Below are 17973 nucleotides of genomic sequence, written 5' to 3' on the forward strand. Positions count from 1 at the left end.
AATATTAATACCCTTCTTTTTGACGATTATAATTCACTTCATTCTTCTTAACATAAGCGTCAAATACCTCTTCATGGGAGAATCCTAACAGCTCACCCAAATAGACATAATGCCTGAACAATTGTTGAAAATGCCCAACAGAACGCTCTTCAGAAAAGTGATTGGCCGATTTGAATACTTCCAGGAATTGTTTCGAGACATCTTCATTTGCGTAATTGGTTTCACCTAAATCAAATTGCTGGATGCCGATTTCAAGTCCCAGTGAGAGAATAAAATGAATTCCATCTACAAATTCTTCAAGGATCACTTCCTTCGATGAAGATGATTTCTTACTCCAAAACTTAAAGCTTCTTGTTTCATTGGCCAGTTCTCCCACTTCAACAAGCAGGGCAAGGATCTTCTTTTCAATTAAATCTGCGTTTTGCAAACCGTGTTCTTCTTCAATATGCTGATCAAGCTTCTCTTGCATGTCCAATAACTTTTCAATATTCATGACGTTATCTCCCCTTATGATGCCTATTTTTCTGTTGTCCTCTCTTAGTATGACAAATTTTCAAAGAAATTTTAAATAAAATGAAACCTTTTTCTGTTTTTATCGTAAATAATAGGAGAAGACTTATGCCTAGGGAGGTAATGGTAATGCTTTGGATTATTCGGTTAGTGATTTTTTTCCTTATTCTTTATCTTTTATACCGCAGTGTGAAATATATTATAGACCCAAAGCGAAAACTGGAACTTGCCCAGGAGCAAAAACGTTTTTACTTTCTCGATAATCAGGAAAATGTCCGTAAGAATTTTCACGTAACGTATAAAGGAGTTCTTTTCGAAGGAGAAAAATATTTAGGAGCAACAGAAAAATCCTTTGAAGTGGTTTCCATCTTTGTTTGGTCAAAAAACATCTCTTCTTTAAAGGGACTGACTCAAGAAGATTTTCAATACCTCCAGAATGAAATTAAAGAAAGATACCCGAATGCAAAGCTGGATTGGAAAAGCCCGATCCATGAATTCCTTCAAAAAAAGTAATAAAAAATGGCTAGCCCTGCTAGCCGTTTTTTATTTACCCGGAAAGAACTCTCTCCATTCAATCACTCTTACTTTTTCTCTTAGAAGGTAAAATAGGACGATGAGTGCCAGCAAAATCATGACGAGAATAGGTGGGGAAAATTGTTTGATGTATTGACCGAAAACCGTGTAAAAAAACGCCAGGGGAATATTAGAAATAACAGAGGCCCGGATAAAAGGTTTAAGCTTTTTCTTGCGTTCAAGTAGACAAAGGTTGAGCAGCTGATAATGGACAAAAGGAATTAACCTCAGTATTGCAACTTGACCGGTTGTGAGAGTAGCATTTCTTCCAAACCATTTTTCTTTCAGTCTCAGGAGCTTTTCATAGAAAGATGTAAAGCTCTTTATGACAAAATAAAAAGTAACAGATAAGAGCGTTAATCCGATTAATGAATACAGAGTGCCGAATATACTTCCAAACAGCACTCCTCCCGCCATACATACAAGGGCTACCGGGATGAACAGAAATTGCCTTAGGATATGAAACAGAATAAACAGAACAGGAGCCAAATACCCACTAGCTTCCATGAGGGCGAATGCAGCAACTAACCGTTCGTCCATGGCTAAGGTGACCTCCTTCTGCTTTTCTAAGCTGTTATAGACACTCTCTATATAGTATGTAGAGGAGACGGGTTAAAGAATGAAAACTTCAATTTCTACAACTTAGTATTCAGCCAGATAAAAAGCAGGCTATGGAGCATGACAAGAAGCGGAAAACCAAAAGCGAATACTTTATGTTTCGTTTTATGCCTATATACTTTCATTCCCATATATGCGCCGATGCTGCCTCCCAGAATCGCCACCTGCCACAGAGTACTCTCCTTGATGCGATATTCATTTCGCTGCGCCTTTCTTTTATCCTTGCCCATGATGATAAAGCCGATGATATTGATGACAATGGCATATAGATATAAGATACCTGTTAACGTACCCATGATTTCTACCTGCTTTCCAATGAGATTTATATAAGAAAGGACCGGCCAGAGGCCAGTCCTTTTTGTCTGCTAACTTAGTCAGCAGTTAATTATTTGTTAAGTTGAGCTTTAGCAGCATCTGCTAATTGGTTGAATGCTTTTTCGTCAGCAATCGCAAGCTCAGCAAGCATTTTACGGTTAACTTCGATACCAGCAAGCTTTAAACCGTGCATTAAACGGCTGTAAGAAAGACCGTTCATACGAGCAGCCGCATTGATACGTGTGATCCATAATTTACGGAAATCACGTTTCTTTTGGCGACGGTCACGATAAGCATACATGTATGATTTCATGACTTGTTGGTTTGCTACTTTATATAAAGTATGTTTTGAACCGAAATAACCTTTGGCTAATTTAAGAACTTTTTTACGACGTCTGCGTGTTACTGTTCCGCCTTTTACGCGTGGCATAATAATTCCCTCCTGTTTCTATTACTTCTTATTTTAGGTTGTCAAGCATATGACGAATGCGTTTGAAATCTCCTTTAGAGACAACAGCCGCTTTACGTAGCTTACGCTTTGCTTTAGTAGATTTGTTTGCGAATAAGTGGCTTGTGTAAGCGTGTGAACGTTTAAGTTTACCAGAACCTGTTTTCTTGAAACGCTTAGCTGAGCCGCGGTGAGTTTTCATTTTTGGCATGTGCTTTTCCTCCTCGGGTCCTTTATTTTTCGTTAACTGGTGCAAGCACCAAGAACATACTGCGACCATCCATTTTCGGTTTTGATTCAACGGTTGCTACATCTTTACACTCATCAGAGAAGCGATCCAGAACACGTTGACCAATTTCTTTGTGCGTAATTGCACGACCTTTAAATCGGATTGACGCTTTAACTTTGTCTCCTTTTTCAAGGAACTTACGAGCGTTACGAAGCTTGGTATTGAAATCATGCTCATCAATCGTCGGGCTTAAACGAACCTCTTTAAGATTGATGATTTTCTGATTCTTACGCGCTTCTTTTTCTTTCTTCTGTTGTTCAAACTTAAACTTACCGTAGTCCATGATACGAGCAACGGGTGGTTTAGCATTTGGAGCAACAAGAACAAGATCAAGATTTACACGTTCAGCAATTTCAAGAGCTTCATTCTTGGATTTAATCCCAAGTTGCTCACCGTTTTGATCGATAAGACGTACTTCACGGGCACGAATCGTTTCGTTTAAGATCATGTCTTTGCTAATAATTAGCCACCTCCAAGGTTTATTAAAAGAATACACGGCTTTGGCCGACGCACTCGCTTCCTTTTTTGCGTGCAACACACAAAAAAAGATGCGAGTGTCGAAACACCCGCACCTGATTATTAAGCATATATAAATGGCTTTAATAGTCAATCACATACCTGTAAACAGCACGAACGCGTTATTCAGGTGAGAAGCGGGTAGCTTCTTCTTGTACCAAACTGTATTCAATTCACCTTAGATAATATATCACATGACAATACCGCTGTCAAATAATCATTTAATATCACAACGTATTTCATAATATCAGACATCTTAGGAGAGTGCAATAGTTTTTTTGAAATTTATACGGGAGGGACGGACCTTGGCACAAGGTCCGTCCCTCTTCCTCATTTAGCGTTTCGCTTCTTTTGTGATATGGCCGATGAACTCATCAAGGGAAATCGTTTCTGATTTTTGCTCTCCGTATTTACGGACGTTTACAGCCGTTTCCTTGATTTCGTTGTCTCCCACTACAAGCATGTAAGGGACTTTACTCATCTGTGCTTCACGGATCTTATAACCGATCTTTTCATTACGGTCATCGATGTCTACACGCAGCCCTTCAGCCTGAAGCTTTTCTTTCACTTCTTTCGCATAGTCGAAGTGAACATCCGGGGAAACCGGGATCACCTGAACCTGCGTTGGAGCGAGCCATGTCGGGAATGCTCCTTTGTATTCTTCGATCAGGAATGCCACGAAGCGTTCCATTGTGGATACGACACCACGGTGAATGACAACCGGACGATGCTGCTTCCCGTCTTCCCCTACATATGTTAAGTCAAAGCGCTCAGGAAGTAGGAAATCCAGTTGAACCGTTGATAGAGTTTCTTCCTTACCAAGGGCTGTTTTCACTTGAACGTCCAGTTTAGGACCGTAGAATGCCGCTTCCCCTTCTGCTTCAAAGTACTCAACGTCCAGTTCATCCATGGCTTCCTTGATCATTCCTTGTGCACGGTTCCACATCTCATCATCATCAAAGTACTTCTCAGTATCCTCAGGGTCACGATAAGACAGGCGGAAGGAATAGTCCTTCAGATCAAAGTCTTTGTACACTTCCTGAACCAGGCGCACGACACGCTTGAATTCTTCCTTGATTTGATCGGGACGAACAAAGATATGAGCATCGTTCAGAGTCATTCCACGTACACGTTGAAGTCCTGATAGTGCTCCTGATAATTCGTAACGGTGCATCAGACCAAGCTCGGCGATACGGATCGGAAGCTCACGATAGCTGTGAATGCCGTTTTTGTAAATCATCATATGATGAGGGCAGTTCATCGGGCGAAGGACAAGATCTTCATTATCCATCTCCATGACCGGGAACATATTCTCCTGGTAATGATCCCAGTGACCGCTTGTTTTGTATAACTCAACGCTTCCCATGACAGGTGTGTATACGTGATCATAGCCTAAGCGCTCTTCTTTATCAACGATATAACGCTCGATGATACGACGGATCGTGGCACCTTTAGGCAGCCACATCGGCAGGCCTTGTCCCACTTTTTGCGAGTTCATGAATAGATTCAATTCTTTACCGATTTTACGGTGATCACGCTCTTTTGCTTCTTCTAAAAGACGCAGATGCTCTTCCAGGTCTTCTTTCTTGAAGAAGGCTGTACCGTAGATTCGTTGAAGCATTTTATTATCACTGTTCCCGCGCCAGTATGCCCCGGCGATGCTTAACAGCTTGAATTCTTTAATTTTATTAGTGGACGGGATGTGGATTCCACGACATAAATCGAAGAATTCTCCTTGCTCGTAAATGGAAACTTGTTCTCCTTCAGGAATCGCCTCAAGTAATTCAAGCTTATACTCGTCACCGACTTCTTCATACATTTTCTGAGCTTCGTCTCGGCTCACTTCTTTACGGACAACTTCTAAGTTTTCTCCAGTGATTTTCTTCATTTCTTTCTCGATGAGAGGAAGATCTTCCGGAGTGAACGTGTGCTCGGAATCAATATCATAATAGAATCCGCCTTCAATCACCGGTCCGATCCCAAGTTTTGTTTCAGGATATAAGCGTTTAATGGCCTGTGCCATTAAATGAGCTGTGCTATGACGAAGAATTTCCAGTGCATCTTCTCCTGGAGGTGTAACGATTTCAATCGCCCCATCCTCTTGAATCCCTGTACGCAAGTCGATTAATACATTATTTATTTTACCAGCTAGCGCCTTCTTCTTCAGTCCGGGACTGATGGACGCAGCAATTTCTTCTGTTGTCGTCCCTTTAGGAAACTCCTTGACATTTCCATCAGGGAACTGCATTTTCACTACTTCTGACATGTTATTTCACTCCTTAAGTAATCTCTAAAAAACATAAAAAACCCCGCCCCTTCACGTTTGAAGGGACGAGGTTAATAAATAAACTCGTGGTTCCACCCAACTTCTCATTGTGCCAAAAATACAGACAATGACTTCATTGAAAACGAATAACGACATTTAGCCGTCAATCATTACTGTGAATCCGTCAAGATCCAGTTCATGATTGAAGTTCCGAGGTGGTAAATATCACTAACGAATTAGGAAGCTTGCAGCCAAGAGACTTCCCTCTCTGTGAATGGAATAGGAATATTGTTGTCCTCATCATAACCTTTATTTATTGACTTATTATGTAGGTATTATAATCGGTTATGTTTTGAAAAGCAAGAGCATTCCATAAAATAAGCAGCCTATTCATTCGCGATATCCCATGAAGGGTAAAGAAGTGTATCAGGGAAGTAACTAATCGGCAAAAGATCGATCCGTTCTTCAAAAATATTCTGTAGTGTTCTGATCAATTGATGGTCACCATTCCCGTACACGAGTATCTTCTCCGGTGCAAGGGATAATAACGGAGCGATGGTGTACGAATCAACGTATAACGGGTGATTCGTCAGAAGGCGTTTATCAATCGCCTTCGTCAATTCCTGCCTTGTCACCTCTTTCATGTCTTCATCAAAGAAACGATAGCCGTAACCCGTCGAGTATAGATGGATGGTTCGTATTTTCTGCTCCCTTGATGCCAGATACTCCCGCAGCATATGGACAAACATTTGATATTCCTGTTCCATCTTATATTCATCTATAGCAAGATCCAGCATGAGGAGCAGTCTCTCCTGAAGCTTCTTCAGCCTGAATTTGCTGAAAGAGTCGAATGATATGGGGGCCTTCCCTTCCAACAAAAGCTCCAGGCTGTCATGGACGTATTCGGCCTCGTCCCATTCATCAATCAGCTCCATCAATTCAGGTCGCTCACCCATCCTCATCTCTGATACGACCTCTAATATTTGATTGATTTCATCAACATCTTCATAAAAGTAATTTTCTTTCAGGGCTGATTCGGACCAGTCCATGCATTTATCATTTAAGACAAAGTTGGAAACCCCGTTGAACAGCTTTTCTTTTTCCTTGAAGAAGGGGGGAACCTCTATCGTCAGATTATAGTGTGTTGTATGTTGAAAGAGCGTTTCATGGAACCATGATTGTATGAACTCTTTATTGAGGTGTTCTTGAAGCTTTAATGCATCATTTTTTTGCTTGAAAATAAATTCAATCAAACTTTCTCGCCTCCTTAAACCCAAATCCCTGATTTATATATATGGGAGGCTTGTATAATTTAGAAGTTGATGAGGAGATTTAATTATTACTTTTTGAATCTTTTGATTGTTAAAAGAAGCGAGTAATGGTTGATTTCCACTCCAGGAGGCTCGCTTTCCGCGGGGCGTGAGTTGAGCCTCCTCGGGCTTTGCCCTGTGGGGTCTCAACTTTCCCGCTATTCCCGCAGGAGTCGAGCCCCCTTCCGCTCCAATCAACATTGTGATCTTTTTATCTTCATGATGTTTACTTCTTCAAAACCAGGCAACATTATGGTAGAATTCATTATGCACGTATCTCCAATCTTTACTTGTTTCTCGACAATTCAAGTATAAAAGACTGGGCGAATACGTGCATTTTTTGTGTCTGCTAATTGTGTAAGAACCCCAACAAATATTATAGAACCATAAAAAAAGGAAGGTCAATCGCTAAGCGAGTGACCTTCCTTTTTCAATTTTAATTATTCTCTTCTATTCCTTCCATCAATCAACACAGGCTGAGACAGGTATTTAATTCGCTCCATGATTCGTGCAGCCTTCAGTTTTTCTTCTTCTCCCCGTTGACTGTACGTCAAATGGTGGGTGAGTTCGTTGAAGTTGAAGTTGGAGGTGAAGAATGTAGGCAGGTTTTCTAGCATTCTGTACTGTAGGATCGTCCCAAGGATTTCATCTCTTCCCCAGCTTGACATGGTTTCTGCGCCGATGTCATCGAGCATGAGGATCGGTGCAGCTTTAACCATTTCCAGTTTTTCATTTACCGAGTTGTCTCCCAGCGATTGCTTGATTTCTCTAAAGAACTCAGGAACGTAGACAATCAGGGACGCAATTTTTTTCTGTGCGAGCTCATTGGCCATCGCCCCTAACAAATAGGACTTACCCACTCCGAACTTGCCGTAAAAATAGAGTCCTTTCATTTTTGTACCTTCTGTATAGTTCTCTACGAAATTCTTTGCTAACCGGACAGCCTCCAATCGGCTTTTCGAATCAAGATCCAGGGTCTGGAAGGATGCTTGTAAAATATCCTTCGGCACATACAGGCTTTTGATTAAACGCTGGGCGCTCGTTCTTTCATCGTGAATGACTTTTCGAGGGCAGCGATGGTAATCGATGTCGATGGTGTTGCCTCTGATCACTAAATGAGGGTCATACCCTTCCATCATATTCTTACACTCCTGTAAAGAAGGACAGTATCGACATTCTTTACTTTGAGAGATGTATTCATATAACTTCATCAGACTCTCATTTACCATTTCCCCTGTTACACGGCCTTCATTCCTGCGAATAAAATCCTTCACATCATTGTTTTCAAGAATCTCTTTTTTCATTTGCTCATATCTTTGTTGAAACGAACCAGAAGCCGCCAACCTTTTCAGGGTGTTATTTATTCTCTCCACCGCTACGTTCACCTACTTCCGAAAATTTTTAAGCTCTTCTTCGAGTTTCTTCTTTTCTGCTTCGAAATCATATCCATCAAGGGAAGAATCATTTCCTTTCTCGGTTTCCCCTTCTTGGAACCATTCCGGGAGTTTTTCCGTACGAATCGGCTTTCTTCGTCTATTCGTTTTATTTTCTTTTTTCCCTTCAGCCCACTCAAGATACTGCTTGTGTTCTTTTTTGGCTAATTCCATAGCTTCACTTGCAGTCGTCACCTTTTTTCTCGACCAATGGGACGCAATCTTTTCCATATATCCTTTTGTGAGCTTCATATCCGTTTTCAGCAAAACATATTGAACCAGGACATTCATGACACCAATCGGCAGCTTCTGTGACATGAGCACCTCTTCAACAGCCTGAAGGTCTGACTTAGAAGGAGCTCCTCCATTTGATATGTCAGATAGAACATCCTTGGGCGACGTTGTTTCCAAGTATTCAATGAGCTCTTCTTCTTTCGTGAGGGGTTTATCCGATTTCGCAGGCGCATTAGTCGCTATTCTTGTAGTCAAATCAGGCAGTTGATCACCTGTCTGAACCCCATACCAATCACGTGCGGTTTTGCGCAGTAGCTCTATATCGATGGTATCATCTGCATCCAAGGAGCTTAAGACGATATTTTTCATTTGAAGAGGATTAATACCGTACAGGTAGCTCAGCTTCAGAACCGTTTCCTTTACATTAGTTGTAAAGGCTTTTCGTGGAACCATGGATTCAGATAACCCTGCAAGTAGTAACTGAAAATCAAAATCGATATCATCCAGTGGAAGACCATCATTCTTCCCATATTTCATATATTGTTCACCAGACTTTGTCTCGGAATCCATATTTGCGTCGTGGTGGAGAAAATTAATTTGTTCTGATGTGAAAACATCTTGAAAGGATCGTGTGATGTTAACGTGCTGCTGTTTATCGACCGATTGGTCAGTGAAGAATTTCTTTAAACGCAAATAATGGCTTCTGCCTATTTTACGGTAAAGATACACATTTAACATACCATCATGAAAGAATTCCTGAGGGGTGAGGGGAGGCTGAAGTTCATAAAGAAAGCTCCGATCCTCGTTGTCTTTTTTTTCGTATGCCTTTAACAACCCAATCCCTTCAAGCTTCATTCTCGCTTCATATACTTCCTGAAGATTGACAGACAGAACGTTCATCAGGTGGTAATGAGTTGAATGTGTTGACCATAGCCTGTTTTCTTCTACTTCTCCCCATAAACTCATATAAAGACTGTAACAAACCGAACCAATTAAGGGCTGGTACAGAAACGTGATGATTTTCCGATCGTATTCCTGAAGAATCCCATTTGTGCCTACCGTGTAGTGATCGATTGGTTGTATTTCATTCCAATGCTTCTTCATCATAGTTGGATTCTACCTTTCAAAAAAATAAAGAGAAAAGAGCTAAAGAATTACATCTTCAGCTCATTCTTCTACTCTTTTTTTATTAATTCTTTCAGTTCGTCTATAAATACATTAATATCCTTGAATTGTCTATACACAGATGCAAAGCGTACGTATGCAACTTCATCTACCTTAGCAAGTTGATCCATGACCATCTCACCAATCTTAACGGATTCCACTTCAGAAGCACCTTGATTACGGAGTTCCTTTTCAATATCCGTTGCGATCTTTTCTAATCTCTCAAGAGGGACCGGGCGCTTCTCACAAGCCTTGATCAACCCTCTCAAAATCTTCTCTCGACTAAACTCTTCTCTTACCCCTTCTTTTTTCACCACAATTAAAGGAAGCTCCTCAACCTTCTCGAAGGTCGTGAAGCGGAAATTACATTCTTCACATTCTCTTCTTCTTCTGATTGAACGTCCTTCATCAGCAGGACGGGAGTCCACTACTCGTGTACCATTATGCTGGCAAGACGGGCACTTCATAATATCAGCTCCGTTATTACATACTATTACTTTCATCATATAAAAAAGCTGCGACTTACACAAGCTTATAAAGGATTTACCGTTATTTCACTTTTGTCAATTCGCTGTCAAGCTTTTGATAATAATGGTTAATCTGTGCTTTTAAGACCGTATATGTACCAAAGATTTTCCCTTTATCCGCACTGATCTTGAAATCGACTGCCGTTTCAAATGGCCTTACCGTGATGACCGTTGCGACAATAAACAATTGGGGAGTACCATTTTTACGGACCGTAATTTCACCTCTGTCCTTCGACTGGGAAATCACCTCATACTCAGAGGATGAGAATAACTCTAATACTGCATTAAATGCACCTTGATGCATGGATTTATAATAGCGTGATTTCAGGTCTTTATCTTCGTGCTGATCAGATGTCTCACATTCTGATTGAAACCTTTTTAAAAAAGTACGTATTCCACTCATTTAAAGTTCCTCCCTTTATTTACCCTCATTTTACACGAAAACCACAAGAATGAAAATTCAAAATCAATTCCTGTACAAATGCATAAAAAAAGAGATGCATCTAATACGCATCTCTTCTGAGTTATCTTCGATTAAAGGGCTTGAGCCTGAGACTTCTTCACTTGTACCGGACCCATACCACGTGGCAATTCAATTGTCTCACGTGTGTCAGCACCAAGAGCATCTGCAATATATTCAGCAGCGATGTTAGGATCTAAATCACCGCAAGTATATACATCAATACTGGCATAACCATGTTCAGGAAAACTGTGAATAGTTAGATGTGATTCTGAAATGATCACAACTCCACTAACACCTTGAGGAGCAAATTTATGGAAAGCTACCTCACGTACCTCTGCACCTGATTTAAGCGCAGCATCTACGAATGTTTTTTCAATTCCTACTACATCGTTTAATTTTTCAAAATCGCAACCCCATAATTCTGAGATTACATGACGACCCATTGTTTCCATTTTCGTGTTTCCCCCTTTGACATAATTTTTTTCGTCAAAATGAACGTGTCTTTTGGCAAAATCTTAACTACCACGGGGGAAAGTTAGTCCGAAGAGGTCCTAACCCTTTAAGTAGCTAAATCAGTATTCATTTGCTAATAAGAAGTTCACGAAAAATAGTATACTTTGTTTAAAACCCTTTTGCAATAAATTTTTTTAAACTTTTTTCAAGCGGATAATACGAATACCTTTTTCACTTTTTGATATATACAACACTGTAGTAATTTCATTTTCTAAACAAGGACCGTTACTTTCCGCTACAACCCACTCTCTGATACTACACTTTTACTAACTATACATTTTGATAGATAAGCACAAATAAAAAGCTTTGGTAGAAAGTTGTTCCTGAAACAAACTTTCCGCCAAAGGAGTTCCTAAATTCATCAACTACCTAATAGGGCTGTCCGATGCATTCTATTTATAAAAATAATAAAAGAAAAGAACGCACCTGGAAAGGTACGTCCTAAGGATGCAGCTTATTTTTTATTTGGGTTCTTTCAAACGTTGACTTCTTGTTTTGCGTTCATTTTTGATGCAACGAATTTAGCCAGATCAACGACGCGGCATGAATAGCCCCATTCATTATCGTACCAGGCCAGTACCTTCACTTTTCGATCTGCCATTACCATCGTGGATAACCCGTCGATGATCGCTGAATGAGGATTTGTATTAAAGTCAATTGAAACTAAAGGTTCCGTAGTGTATTGCAGCACTCCGTGTAAGGAACTAACAGAAGCCGTAATGAAAGCTTCGTTGACTTCTTCTACTGTTACGTCTCTTTTCACATCTACAACCAGGTCCACTAGTGAAACATTTGGTGTAGGTACACGTAATGCCATTCCGTGAAGCTTGCCGTTTAATTGAGGCAGAACCAATGATAATGCTTTTGCTGCACCAGTCGTGGTCGGGATGATCGACTGGCCGCACGCTCTCGCTCTTCTCAAATCTTTATGTGGATTATCAATATTCTTTTGGTCATTTGTGTAAGCATGGACTGTCGTCATAAGTCCATTTTCAATACCAAATTGCTCATCTAATACCTTCGCAACTGGCGCTAAACAGTTCGTTGTACACGATGCATTTGAAATGACACTGTGTTCTTCAATATTTAATGCGCTTTCATTTACACCCATCACAATTGTTACGTCTTCATTTTTACCAGGGGCAGTCAGGATGACCTTTTTTGCTCCCGCTTCTAAATGAAGGCTCGCTTGATCTTTCGAATTGAATTTTCCAGTAGCTTCAATCACAATGTCGATATTTAATTCGCCCCAAGGCAAAGCTTTAGGATCACGATTGCTTAATAGTAGGACACGCTTGCCATTGACGATGAGTGCATCATCTTCCGTCACCACATCTGCCTGAAATGTTCCATGATTTGTGTCATACTTAATTAAATGTGCTAATGTTTCAGCCGGGTAGCTTGCGTTAATGGCTACAACCTCTAAGTTTTCCTCTAATATTGCTTTCCTGAAAACCATTCTCCCAATACGCCCAAAACCATTGATTGCAATTTTCGCCTTCATAAATCCGGCTCCCCTCTATATTAATGTTATACTTATATGTTTATTTGCTAAAAATAGTATAACATATTTAGAGAATATGTTAATAAGTATTTTGCGGATTTTTAATGTTTTATTATTCTGACAAATAGGCTTATTGAATGTATATTTTTGTGGTTTAAAATAATACATTTTTTCAAAGCTATATATGCGTTTCTTAACAATGACCGTTCCTTTCCGCTCCAGGCACTTTCTTTCCGCGGGGAGGAAGTCGAGCCTCCTCGGGCTTTGCCCTGTGGGGTCTCGACCTTTCCTCTATTTCCCGCAGGAGTAAAGTGCCTTCCGCTACAATCCACTCTGTGCTACTACACTATTTCTATAAGTTTTGACAGACAAAACACCAAATGGAACTAACGAACGAAAAAAAGCCGACAAGAGGTTCCCTTGTCGGCTCATAAGTCATTCTATGGTTTTAGATTCCACTCCACTAATAGTGCATCAAGCTGTTGTTGGGTCTCTTGTAAAGATCCGTTGTTGTCGATGACTGCGTCGGCATTGCTTGCTTTTTCCTTTAAGGAGAATTGGGAAGCGATGCGGGAGGAGGCGTCTTCACGGTTATAGTTGTTACGCTCCATTAGACGGGATAGTTGGGTTTCTTCGTTCACGTATACTACGACTGTACGATCCACCATCCACGTCAAGTTGCTTTCGAATAAAAGGGGGATATCCATGAAAATCGTGTTTTTACCAGCAAGAATGGCTTCATCTTTATGTGAGAGCATCATGCTTCTGACGGCAGGATGTACGATTCCATTAAGCTTTTTACGTTTTTCTTCAGAGTTAAAGATGATCTGGCCGAGTTTTTCACGATTGATGGTTGAATCGTGATCGTGCAGTATGTGTTCACCGAATTCTTCCACAATCGCAAGGTAAGCCGGCTGATCAACCTCAACCACCATACGGGCAGCAAGGTCTGCATCAATGATCGTATAGCCTTTTTCATTTAACATTTTTGAAACTGTGCTTTTACCACTTGCAATACCACCTGTTAATCCTATAATGCTAGCCATTATCCTATTCCTTTCTAACTCATGTCAGCCCTTAAAACCTCAGGATCCCTATAAGGATCAACAGAACTCCCGGTAGAAATGACACTCGGTGAATCCATCGTATATGAGAGAAGAATTCCCCCATCTTCAATCCTGAGAATAAGAACGTAAAGCTCATCACCAGGATGGCTAAAGTAAGTATGAATGGCGAGAAATTTAATAACGCAGCGCCAATTCCGGCACCGAACGCATCCAATGACAGTGCGATTCCAAGCATAAATGCTTCAATACCAGTAATTGTACCCGATCTATCAAAGTCTGCCGTTAACGGTCTTCTTAAAATTTGAACCACTAATCCTATGGATTTAATCTCAAAGTTAATTAACGTTTTTTCTTGGGATAATACCGTATCTTTTTCCGGTCTAAAGAACTGGTACAGTACAGCTGCTCCAATCACAACCAGAATCAGTCCGCCGATCCTTCCAGCCCAAAGCGGTGTGATGATGGATCCAATGGTCTGACCAAGCAACATGGCCAACAATAAGGAGCTCGCCGAACAAATGGATATGATGCTGATTGATTTTGTAGGGATTTTCACTTTTCGTAATCCGTAAGTTAAACCTGTGCTAAAACTATCAAGACTTACAGCAAACGCCAGCAGTAATAAGGAGATTGTTTCACTCATCTAATAGCCCTCCCAAAAATCATTACAATACTATATGGTAAGGGCTTATCAGATGTTAATGGTTCTTTCTAACGTTGGCAACCGGGACAATAGTGCGTCCCTCTCCCTGCTGAAACTTTCTTCTCAATTAGAGCACCACACTTTCGACAAGGTTCTTCTTTCCGGCTATACACGAAGAGGTTCTGTTGGAACATACCCATTTGTCCCTGAGAATTCACATAGGAGCGAATCGTACTTCCTCCCATTTCAACGGCTTCGGTCAGCGTATGAATGATTTCTTTGTGCAAACGTTCAATTTCTTCCGTTGAAAGAGATTTTGATTTTCGGTCAGGGTGTATACCTGCACGGAATAACGCTTCATCCACATAAATATTCCCCAACCCAACGAGGACCGTCTGATCTAATAATGTGGCTTTCACGATTCTTTCTGTCTTGTCCAGCTTTTCTGCCAAGTAGTCAGCTGTAAATTCGGATTGGAATGGCTCCGGTCCCAACTGCAGGAGGGGAAGATGAAGCAATTCCTCCCCTTTCCTGAATAAATGCATCGTTCCGAACTTCCGGACATCACGGTATCTGAGTTCCGTGTTATCCGTAAAGTGAAAAATGACGTGGGTGTGCTTTTCAATGGGGTCCCGGCTATCGGACAAGTTGTACTTCCCTTCCATTCTCAAGTGAGAAACAAGGGCCACGTCGTTTAAATAAAAGATCAGGAATTTCCCTCTTCTTCCCATTTCAAGTATTTCCTGCCCCTTCAAGCTATGAACAAATTCATCGGGTTCGTCGGGACTTTTTATCATCTTAGGCCAAAAAACCGAGACGTCTTTGATTTTCTTTCCAATAACAAGAAGCTCCAACGTCTTTCTGACCGTTTCTACTTCAGGCAGCTCCGGCACTCTGCCACCTCCTTATCAAACTCTACTTCGCGTCGTACCATGTTTGACCGTATGAGTAATCGACCTTTAATGGAACTTCTAACTCCATCGCATTCTCCATTACTTCAGGAACAATTTTCTTTAACACTTCGATTTCTTCTTCAGGCGCTTCAAAGATCAATTCATCATGAACCTGCAGCAATAATCGTGATTGAAGTTTTTCTTCTTTTAATCTTGCTGCCATATCAATCATGGCCTTCTTGATGATGTCGGCTGCACTTCCTTGAATCGGCGTGTTCATCGCTGTACGTTCAGCGAAACTTCTTAAGTTAAAATTACGGCTCGTGATTTCCGGCAGGTAACGTCGGCGATTAAGGAGAGTAGTCACATAGCCCTTCTGTTTTGCATCCTGGACGATATCATCCATATATTCTTTTACACCTGGGAAGCTTTCCAGGTACTTCTTAATGAATTCCCCTGCTTCTTTTCGTGTAATATCAAGGCTTTGAGAAAGACCGTAGTCACTGATTCCGTACACGATTCCGAAGTTAACGGCTTTCGCATGCCTTCTCATATTGGATGTGACCTCTTCTTTCGCCACCCCAAAGACGTCCATCGCTGTTTTCGTATGAATGTCCATATCATTTCTGAAAGCTTCAACTAATTTCTCATCCTTGGCGATATGAGCCAGTACACGGAGCTCAATTTGAGAGTAGTCTGCAGCAAACATTACCCAGCCCTTTTCAGAAGGAATGAACGCCTGACGGATCTTCCTACCTTCTTCAAGACGGATCGGAATATTTTGCAGGTTAGGGTCCGTCGAGCTTAATCGGCCCGTTTGAGTCAGGGCCTGGTTGAATCGTGTATGAATTTTACTCGAGTCTTTATGGACAACCTTCAATAATCCCTCTAAATAGGTGGATTGTAACTTACCAAGCTGACGGTAATGCAGGATATGATCAATGATTTCATGCTTGGACTGCAGTTTTTCCAATACGTCAGCAGAAGTGGAATAACCAGTTTTGGTTTTTTTCACGACAGGTAAACCCAGCTTTTCAAAAAGAATCACGCCGAGCTGCTTCGGAGAATTAATATTAAAGCTCTCTCCGGCTTGCTCATGTATGTTCTTTTCTAATTCTTCCAGGCGGTGTGAAAGCTCTTCTTTCATGGTGAGCAAACGCTCTTGATCCACTTTCACACCGGTGAATTCCATTTCGGCTAAAATAAGGGCAAGGGGTAATTCTAACTCTGCAAATAATTCATATAAATCATTTTCTTTTAACTCTTCCATACATGTGTTCTTCAATTCATGAAGAATGAATGCTTTTCGCGCAAGATGCTCTGATAGAATCTCAGTGGAAGGGACCTTCTGCTTGGCACCTTTTCCATATACCGATTCATCCGATTCGATAGAAGGCTGACCGTGCCCTTTTGAAATAGTAGCGAAGTCTTCACTGGATTCAGAAGGATTGATAATGTAGGATGCTAACAGCAGATCGAACTCGATCCCTTTTATGTCAACTCCCTGTCTCTTTAGAGCCACGACGGTTTCCTTCGAGTTGTACACATATTTTGCTGCGCTTTCGTTTTCAGCCCATTTCTTAAATGCTTCAGAATTCAATGCCGTTTCAAGCGTAAAGAAAATCGTGCCTTTCTCATTGTGCAGACTCATCCCGATTACTTCTCCGAGATGATAGTTCTCTTCCAGCATTTCAATGTATAAAGAACTTTCGTTTGAAAGATGTTCTTCTTTGATGGTTTCAACTACCTCAAAGGAGATATCATCAAGCTCCTGGGGCTCCTCTTGCGTAGACTCACCCATCTTCTCAAGCAATGAGTTGAATCCGAGATCCCGGTATACTTCCTTTAGTTTCCCTTCATCCATTCCATCATAATTCAGCTCTTCCACACCAATCTCGATTGGAGCTTCTCTTAGGATGGTGGCGAGTTCCTTACTCATGATCGCTTGTTCTTTATTTTCTTCGAGCTTTTCTTTTAATTTCTTCCCACTTACCTGGTCAATGGAGTCTAGTAGCTTTTCAAGGGAATCAAATTCTTTTAGCAGCTTGATCGCCGTTTTCTCACCTACACCCGGCACGCCTGGAATATTATCAGAGCTATCTCCCATCAGGCCTTTCATATCGATGATGCGATCAGGTGTGATTTCCCATTTTTCTTTTATATGCTCCGGTGTGTATACTTCGATATCCGTTATGCCCTTTCTTGTAATACAAACCGTCGTAGTCTTCGAGCTTAACTGTGTTAAATCCTTATCCCCGGAATACACTTTTACCTCGTACCCGTCAGATTCCGCCTGCAGAGAGAGCGTTCCGATAATATCATCTGCTTCATAGTTTTCTTTTTCATAGCGCTTAATTCCGTATGCATCCAAAAGCTCGCGGATATATGGAAATTGCTCGGACAATTCCGGTGGAGTCTTTTGTCTGCCGCCTTTGTATTCTTTGAATGTCTTATGTCTGAAAGTCGTTTTCCCTGCATCAAAGGCGACTAAAATATGAGATGGTTTTTCGTCTTCGAGTATTTTTTGCAGCATGGTGGTAAAACCGTATACTGCGTTTGTATGTACACCTTTGTCGTTATTTAATAAGGGCAGTGCGAAGAATGCACGGTAAGCAATACTATTGCCGTCGATCAATACTAATTTTTTGGACATGTAAGTACCTCCTGTAAAGGCTTCTGAATCTATA

19 protein-coding genes and 2 other annotated features are annotated in these 17973 nt (G+C 41.0%); of the genes, 1 reads left to right on the forward strand and 18 read right to left on the reverse strand.

Annotated elements, in window-relative coordinates; genetic code table 11:
* Positions 1–4: 4 nt before the first annotated feature.
* Positions 5–493 carry a dUTP diphosphatase gene (locus ACYH0O_RS18130; protein WP_149156234.1) on the reverse strand — a complete coding sequence of 163 codons (489 nt, stop codon included), beginning with the start codon at positions 491–493 and terminating at the stop codon, positions 5–7.
* A 146-nt stretch (positions 494–639) separates the two neighbouring features.
* Between ACYH0O_RS18130 and ACYH0O_RS18135 the strand changes: the two genes are divergently transcribed.
* Complete coding sequence (locus tag ACYH0O_RS18135) at positions 640–1023, forward strand: sigma-w pathway protein ysdB (RefSeq protein WP_482629775.1); 384 nt, start codon at positions 640–642, stop codon at positions 1021–1023.
* Positions 1024–1053: 30 nt separating this feature from the next.
* On the opposite strand, the gene ACYH0O_RS18140 is transcribed toward ACYH0O_RS18135, so the two are convergent.
* From ACYH0O_RS18140 to polA, 17 genes are all read right to left on the reverse strand, one after another.
* Positions 1054–1623 (reverse strand): TVP38/TMEM64 family protein, encoded by a 570-nt coding sequence (locus ACYH0O_RS18140; protein ID WP_149156232.1) that lies wholly within the window; start codon positions 1621–1623, stop codon positions 1054–1056.
* A gap of 95 nt (positions 1624–1718) precedes the next feature.
* Positions 1719–1997 carry a DUF1294 domain-containing protein gene (locus tag ACYH0O_RS18145; RefSeq protein ID WP_149156231.1) on the reverse strand — a complete coding sequence of 93 codons (279 nt, stop codon included), beginning with the start codon at positions 1995–1997 and terminating at the stop codon, positions 1719–1721.
* Between the two features lie 89 nt (positions 1998–2086).
* Positions 2087–2446, reverse strand: a complete 360-nt coding sequence (rplT, locus tag ACYH0O_RS18150; protein WP_113969573.1) for a 50S ribosomal protein L20 — start codon at positions 2444–2446, stop codon at positions 2087–2089.
* Positions 2447–2474: 28 nt separating this feature from the next.
* Complete coding sequence (gene rpmI, locus ACYH0O_RS18155; protein ID WP_032087387.1) at positions 2475–2675, reverse strand: 50S ribosomal protein L35; 201 nt, start codon at positions 2673–2675, stop codon at positions 2475–2477.
* A 22-nt stretch (positions 2676–2697) separates the two neighbouring features.
* The gene (gene infC, locus ACYH0O_RS18160) at positions 2698–3201 is read right to left on the reverse strand and encodes a translation initiation factor IF-3 (RefSeq protein ID WP_034757009.1); all 504 of its coding nucleotides are present in this window, start codon (positions 3199–3201) and stop codon (positions 2698–2700) included.
* An 88-nt stretch (positions 3202–3289) separates the two neighbouring features.
* Positions 3290–3429, reverse strand: a sequence feature (ribosomal protein L20 leader region).
* Positions 3430–3603: 174 nt separating this feature from the next.
* Positions 3604–5535 (reverse strand): threonine--tRNA ligase, encoded by a 1932-nt coding sequence (gene thrS, locus ACYH0O_RS18165; RefSeq protein ID WP_148995910.1) that lies wholly within the window; start codon positions 5533–5535, stop codon positions 3604–3606.
* A 58-nt stretch (positions 5536–5593) separates the two neighbouring features.
* Positions 5594–5848, reverse strand: a binding site (T-box leader).
* Positions 5849–5921: 73 nt separating this feature from the next.
* A complete protein-coding gene (locus ACYH0O_RS18170) occupies positions 5922–6788 on the reverse strand; it encodes a putative sporulation protein YtxC (RefSeq protein ID WP_482629776.1) in 867 nt (288 codons plus the stop codon).
* A 497-nt stretch (positions 6789–7285) separates the two neighbouring features.
* Positions 7286–8218, reverse strand: coding sequence for a primosomal protein DnaI (gene dnaI / locus ACYH0O_RS18175; RefSeq protein WP_482629777.1), 933 nt, complete (start codon positions 8216–8218; stop codon positions 7286–7288).
* A 12-nt stretch (positions 8219–8230) separates the two neighbouring features.
* Positions 8231–9619 (reverse strand): replication initiation and membrane attachment family protein, encoded by a 1389-nt coding sequence (locus ACYH0O_RS18180; RefSeq protein ID WP_482629778.1) that lies wholly within the window; start codon positions 9617–9619, stop codon positions 8231–8233.
* A 68-nt stretch (positions 9620–9687) separates the two neighbouring features.
* Positions 9688–10143: a transcriptional regulator NrdR gene (nrdR, locus tag ACYH0O_RS18185; protein WP_482632608.1), complete on the reverse strand. Its 456-nt coding sequence runs from the start codon at positions 10141–10143 to the stop codon at positions 9688–9690.
* Positions 10144–10225: 82 nt separating this feature from the next.
* Positions 10226–10606, reverse strand: coding sequence for a cytosolic protein (locus ACYH0O_RS18190; RefSeq protein ID WP_482629779.1), 381 nt, complete (start codon positions 10604–10606; stop codon positions 10226–10228).
* Positions 10607–10737: 131 nt separating this feature from the next.
* Positions 10738–11118 (reverse strand): adenosylmethionine decarboxylase, encoded by a 381-nt coding sequence (speD, locus tag ACYH0O_RS18195; protein WP_034756998.1) that lies wholly within the window; start codon positions 11116–11118, stop codon positions 10738–10740.
* 536 nt (positions 11119–11654) lie between these two features.
* Entirely contained in the window at positions 11655–12683 is a 1029-nt protein-coding gene (locus ACYH0O_RS18200; RefSeq protein ID WP_482629780.1) for a glyceraldehyde-3-phosphate dehydrogenase, read from the reverse strand.
* Positions 12684–13123: 440 nt separating this feature from the next.
* Positions 13124–13729 (reverse strand): dephospho-CoA kinase, encoded by a 606-nt coding sequence (gene coaE / locus ACYH0O_RS18205; RefSeq protein ID WP_482629781.1) that lies wholly within the window; start codon positions 13727–13729, stop codon positions 13124–13126.
* Between the two features lie 31 nt (positions 13730–13760).
* Positions 13761–14393: a sporulation membrane protein YtaF gene (ytaF, locus tag ACYH0O_RS18210; protein WP_482629782.1), complete on the reverse strand. Its 633-nt coding sequence runs from the start codon at positions 14391–14393 to the stop codon at positions 13761–13763.
* A 68-nt stretch (positions 14394–14461) separates the two neighbouring features.
* Complete coding sequence (gene mutM, locus ACYH0O_RS18215) at positions 14462–15286, reverse strand: DNA-formamidopyrimidine glycosylase (RefSeq protein WP_482629783.1); 825 nt, start codon at positions 15284–15286, stop codon at positions 14462–14464.
* 22 nt (positions 15287–15308) lie between these two features.
* The gene (gene polA, locus ACYH0O_RS18220) at positions 15309–17939 is read right to left on the reverse strand and encodes a DNA polymerase I (protein ID WP_482629784.1); all 2631 of its coding nucleotides are present in this window, start codon (positions 17937–17939) and stop codon (positions 15309–15311) included.
* Positions 17940–17973 lie beyond the last annotated feature (34 nt).

The organism is Rossellomorea sp. H136, assembly GCF_056838065.1.

What these genes read in the sequence shown, in the direction of transcription:
- ACYH0O_RS18130 (WP_149156234.1), bottom strand. Translation starts at nt 493, where the DNA reads ATGAATATTGAAAAGTTATTGGACATGCAAGAGAAGCTTGATCAGCAT.
- ACYH0O_RS18135 (WP_482629775.1), top strand. Translation starts at nt 640, where the DNA reads ATGCTTTGGATTATTCGGTTAGTGATTTTTTTCCTTATTCTTTATCTT.
- ACYH0O_RS18140 (WP_149156232.1), bottom strand. Translation starts at nt 1,623, where the DNA reads ATGGACGAACGGTTAGTTGCTGCATTCGCCCTCATGGAAGCTAGTGGG.
- ACYH0O_RS18145 (WP_149156231.1), bottom strand. Translation starts at nt 1,997, where the DNA reads ATGGGTACGTTAACAGGTATCTTATATCTATATGCCATTGTCATCAAT.
- rplT (WP_113969573.1), bottom strand. Translation starts at nt 2,446, where the DNA reads ATGCCACGCGTAAAAGGCGGAACAGTAACACGCAGACGTCGTAAAAAA.
- rpmI (WP_032087387.1), bottom strand. Translation starts at nt 2,675, where the DNA reads ATGCCAAAAATGAAAACTCACCGCGGCTCAGCTAAGCGTTTCAAGAAA.
- infC (WP_034757009.1), bottom strand. Translation starts at nt 3,201, where the DNA reads ATGATCTTAAACGAAACGATTCGTGCCCGTGAAGTACGTCTTATCGAT.
- thrS (WP_148995910.1), bottom strand. Translation starts at nt 5,535, where the DNA reads ATGTCAGAAGTAGTGAAAATGCAGTTCCCTGATGGAAATGTCAAGGAG.
- ACYH0O_RS18180 (WP_482629778.1), bottom strand. Translation starts at nt 9,619, where the DNA reads ATGATGAAGAAGCATTGGAATGAAATACAACCAATCGATCACTACACG.
- nrdR (WP_482632608.1), bottom strand. Translation starts at nt 10,143, where the DNA reads ATGAAGTGCCCGTCTTGCCAGCATAATGGTACACGAGTAGTGGACTCC.
- ACYH0O_RS18190 (WP_482629779.1), bottom strand. Translation starts at nt 10,606, where the DNA reads ATGAGTGGAATACGTACTTTTTTAAAAAGGTTTCAATCAGAATGTGAG.
- speD (WP_034756998.1), bottom strand. Translation starts at nt 11,118, where the DNA reads ATGGAAACAATGGGTCGTCATGTAATCTCAGAATTATGGGGTTGCGAT.
- ACYH0O_RS18200 (WP_482629780.1), bottom strand. Translation starts at nt 12,683, where the DNA reads ATGAAGGCGAAAATTGCAATCAATGGTTTTGGGCGTATTGGGAGAATG.
- coaE (WP_482629781.1), bottom strand. Translation starts at nt 13,729, where the DNA reads ATGGCTAGCATTATAGGATTAACAGGTGGTATTGCAAGTGGTAAAAGC.
- ytaF (WP_482629782.1), bottom strand. Translation starts at nt 14,393, where the DNA reads ATGAGTGAAACAATCTCCTTATTACTGCTGGCGTTTGCTGTAAGTCTT.
- polA (WP_482629784.1), bottom strand. Translation starts at nt 17,939, where the DNA reads ATGTCCAAAAAATTAGTATTGATCGACGGCAATAGTATTGCTTACCGT.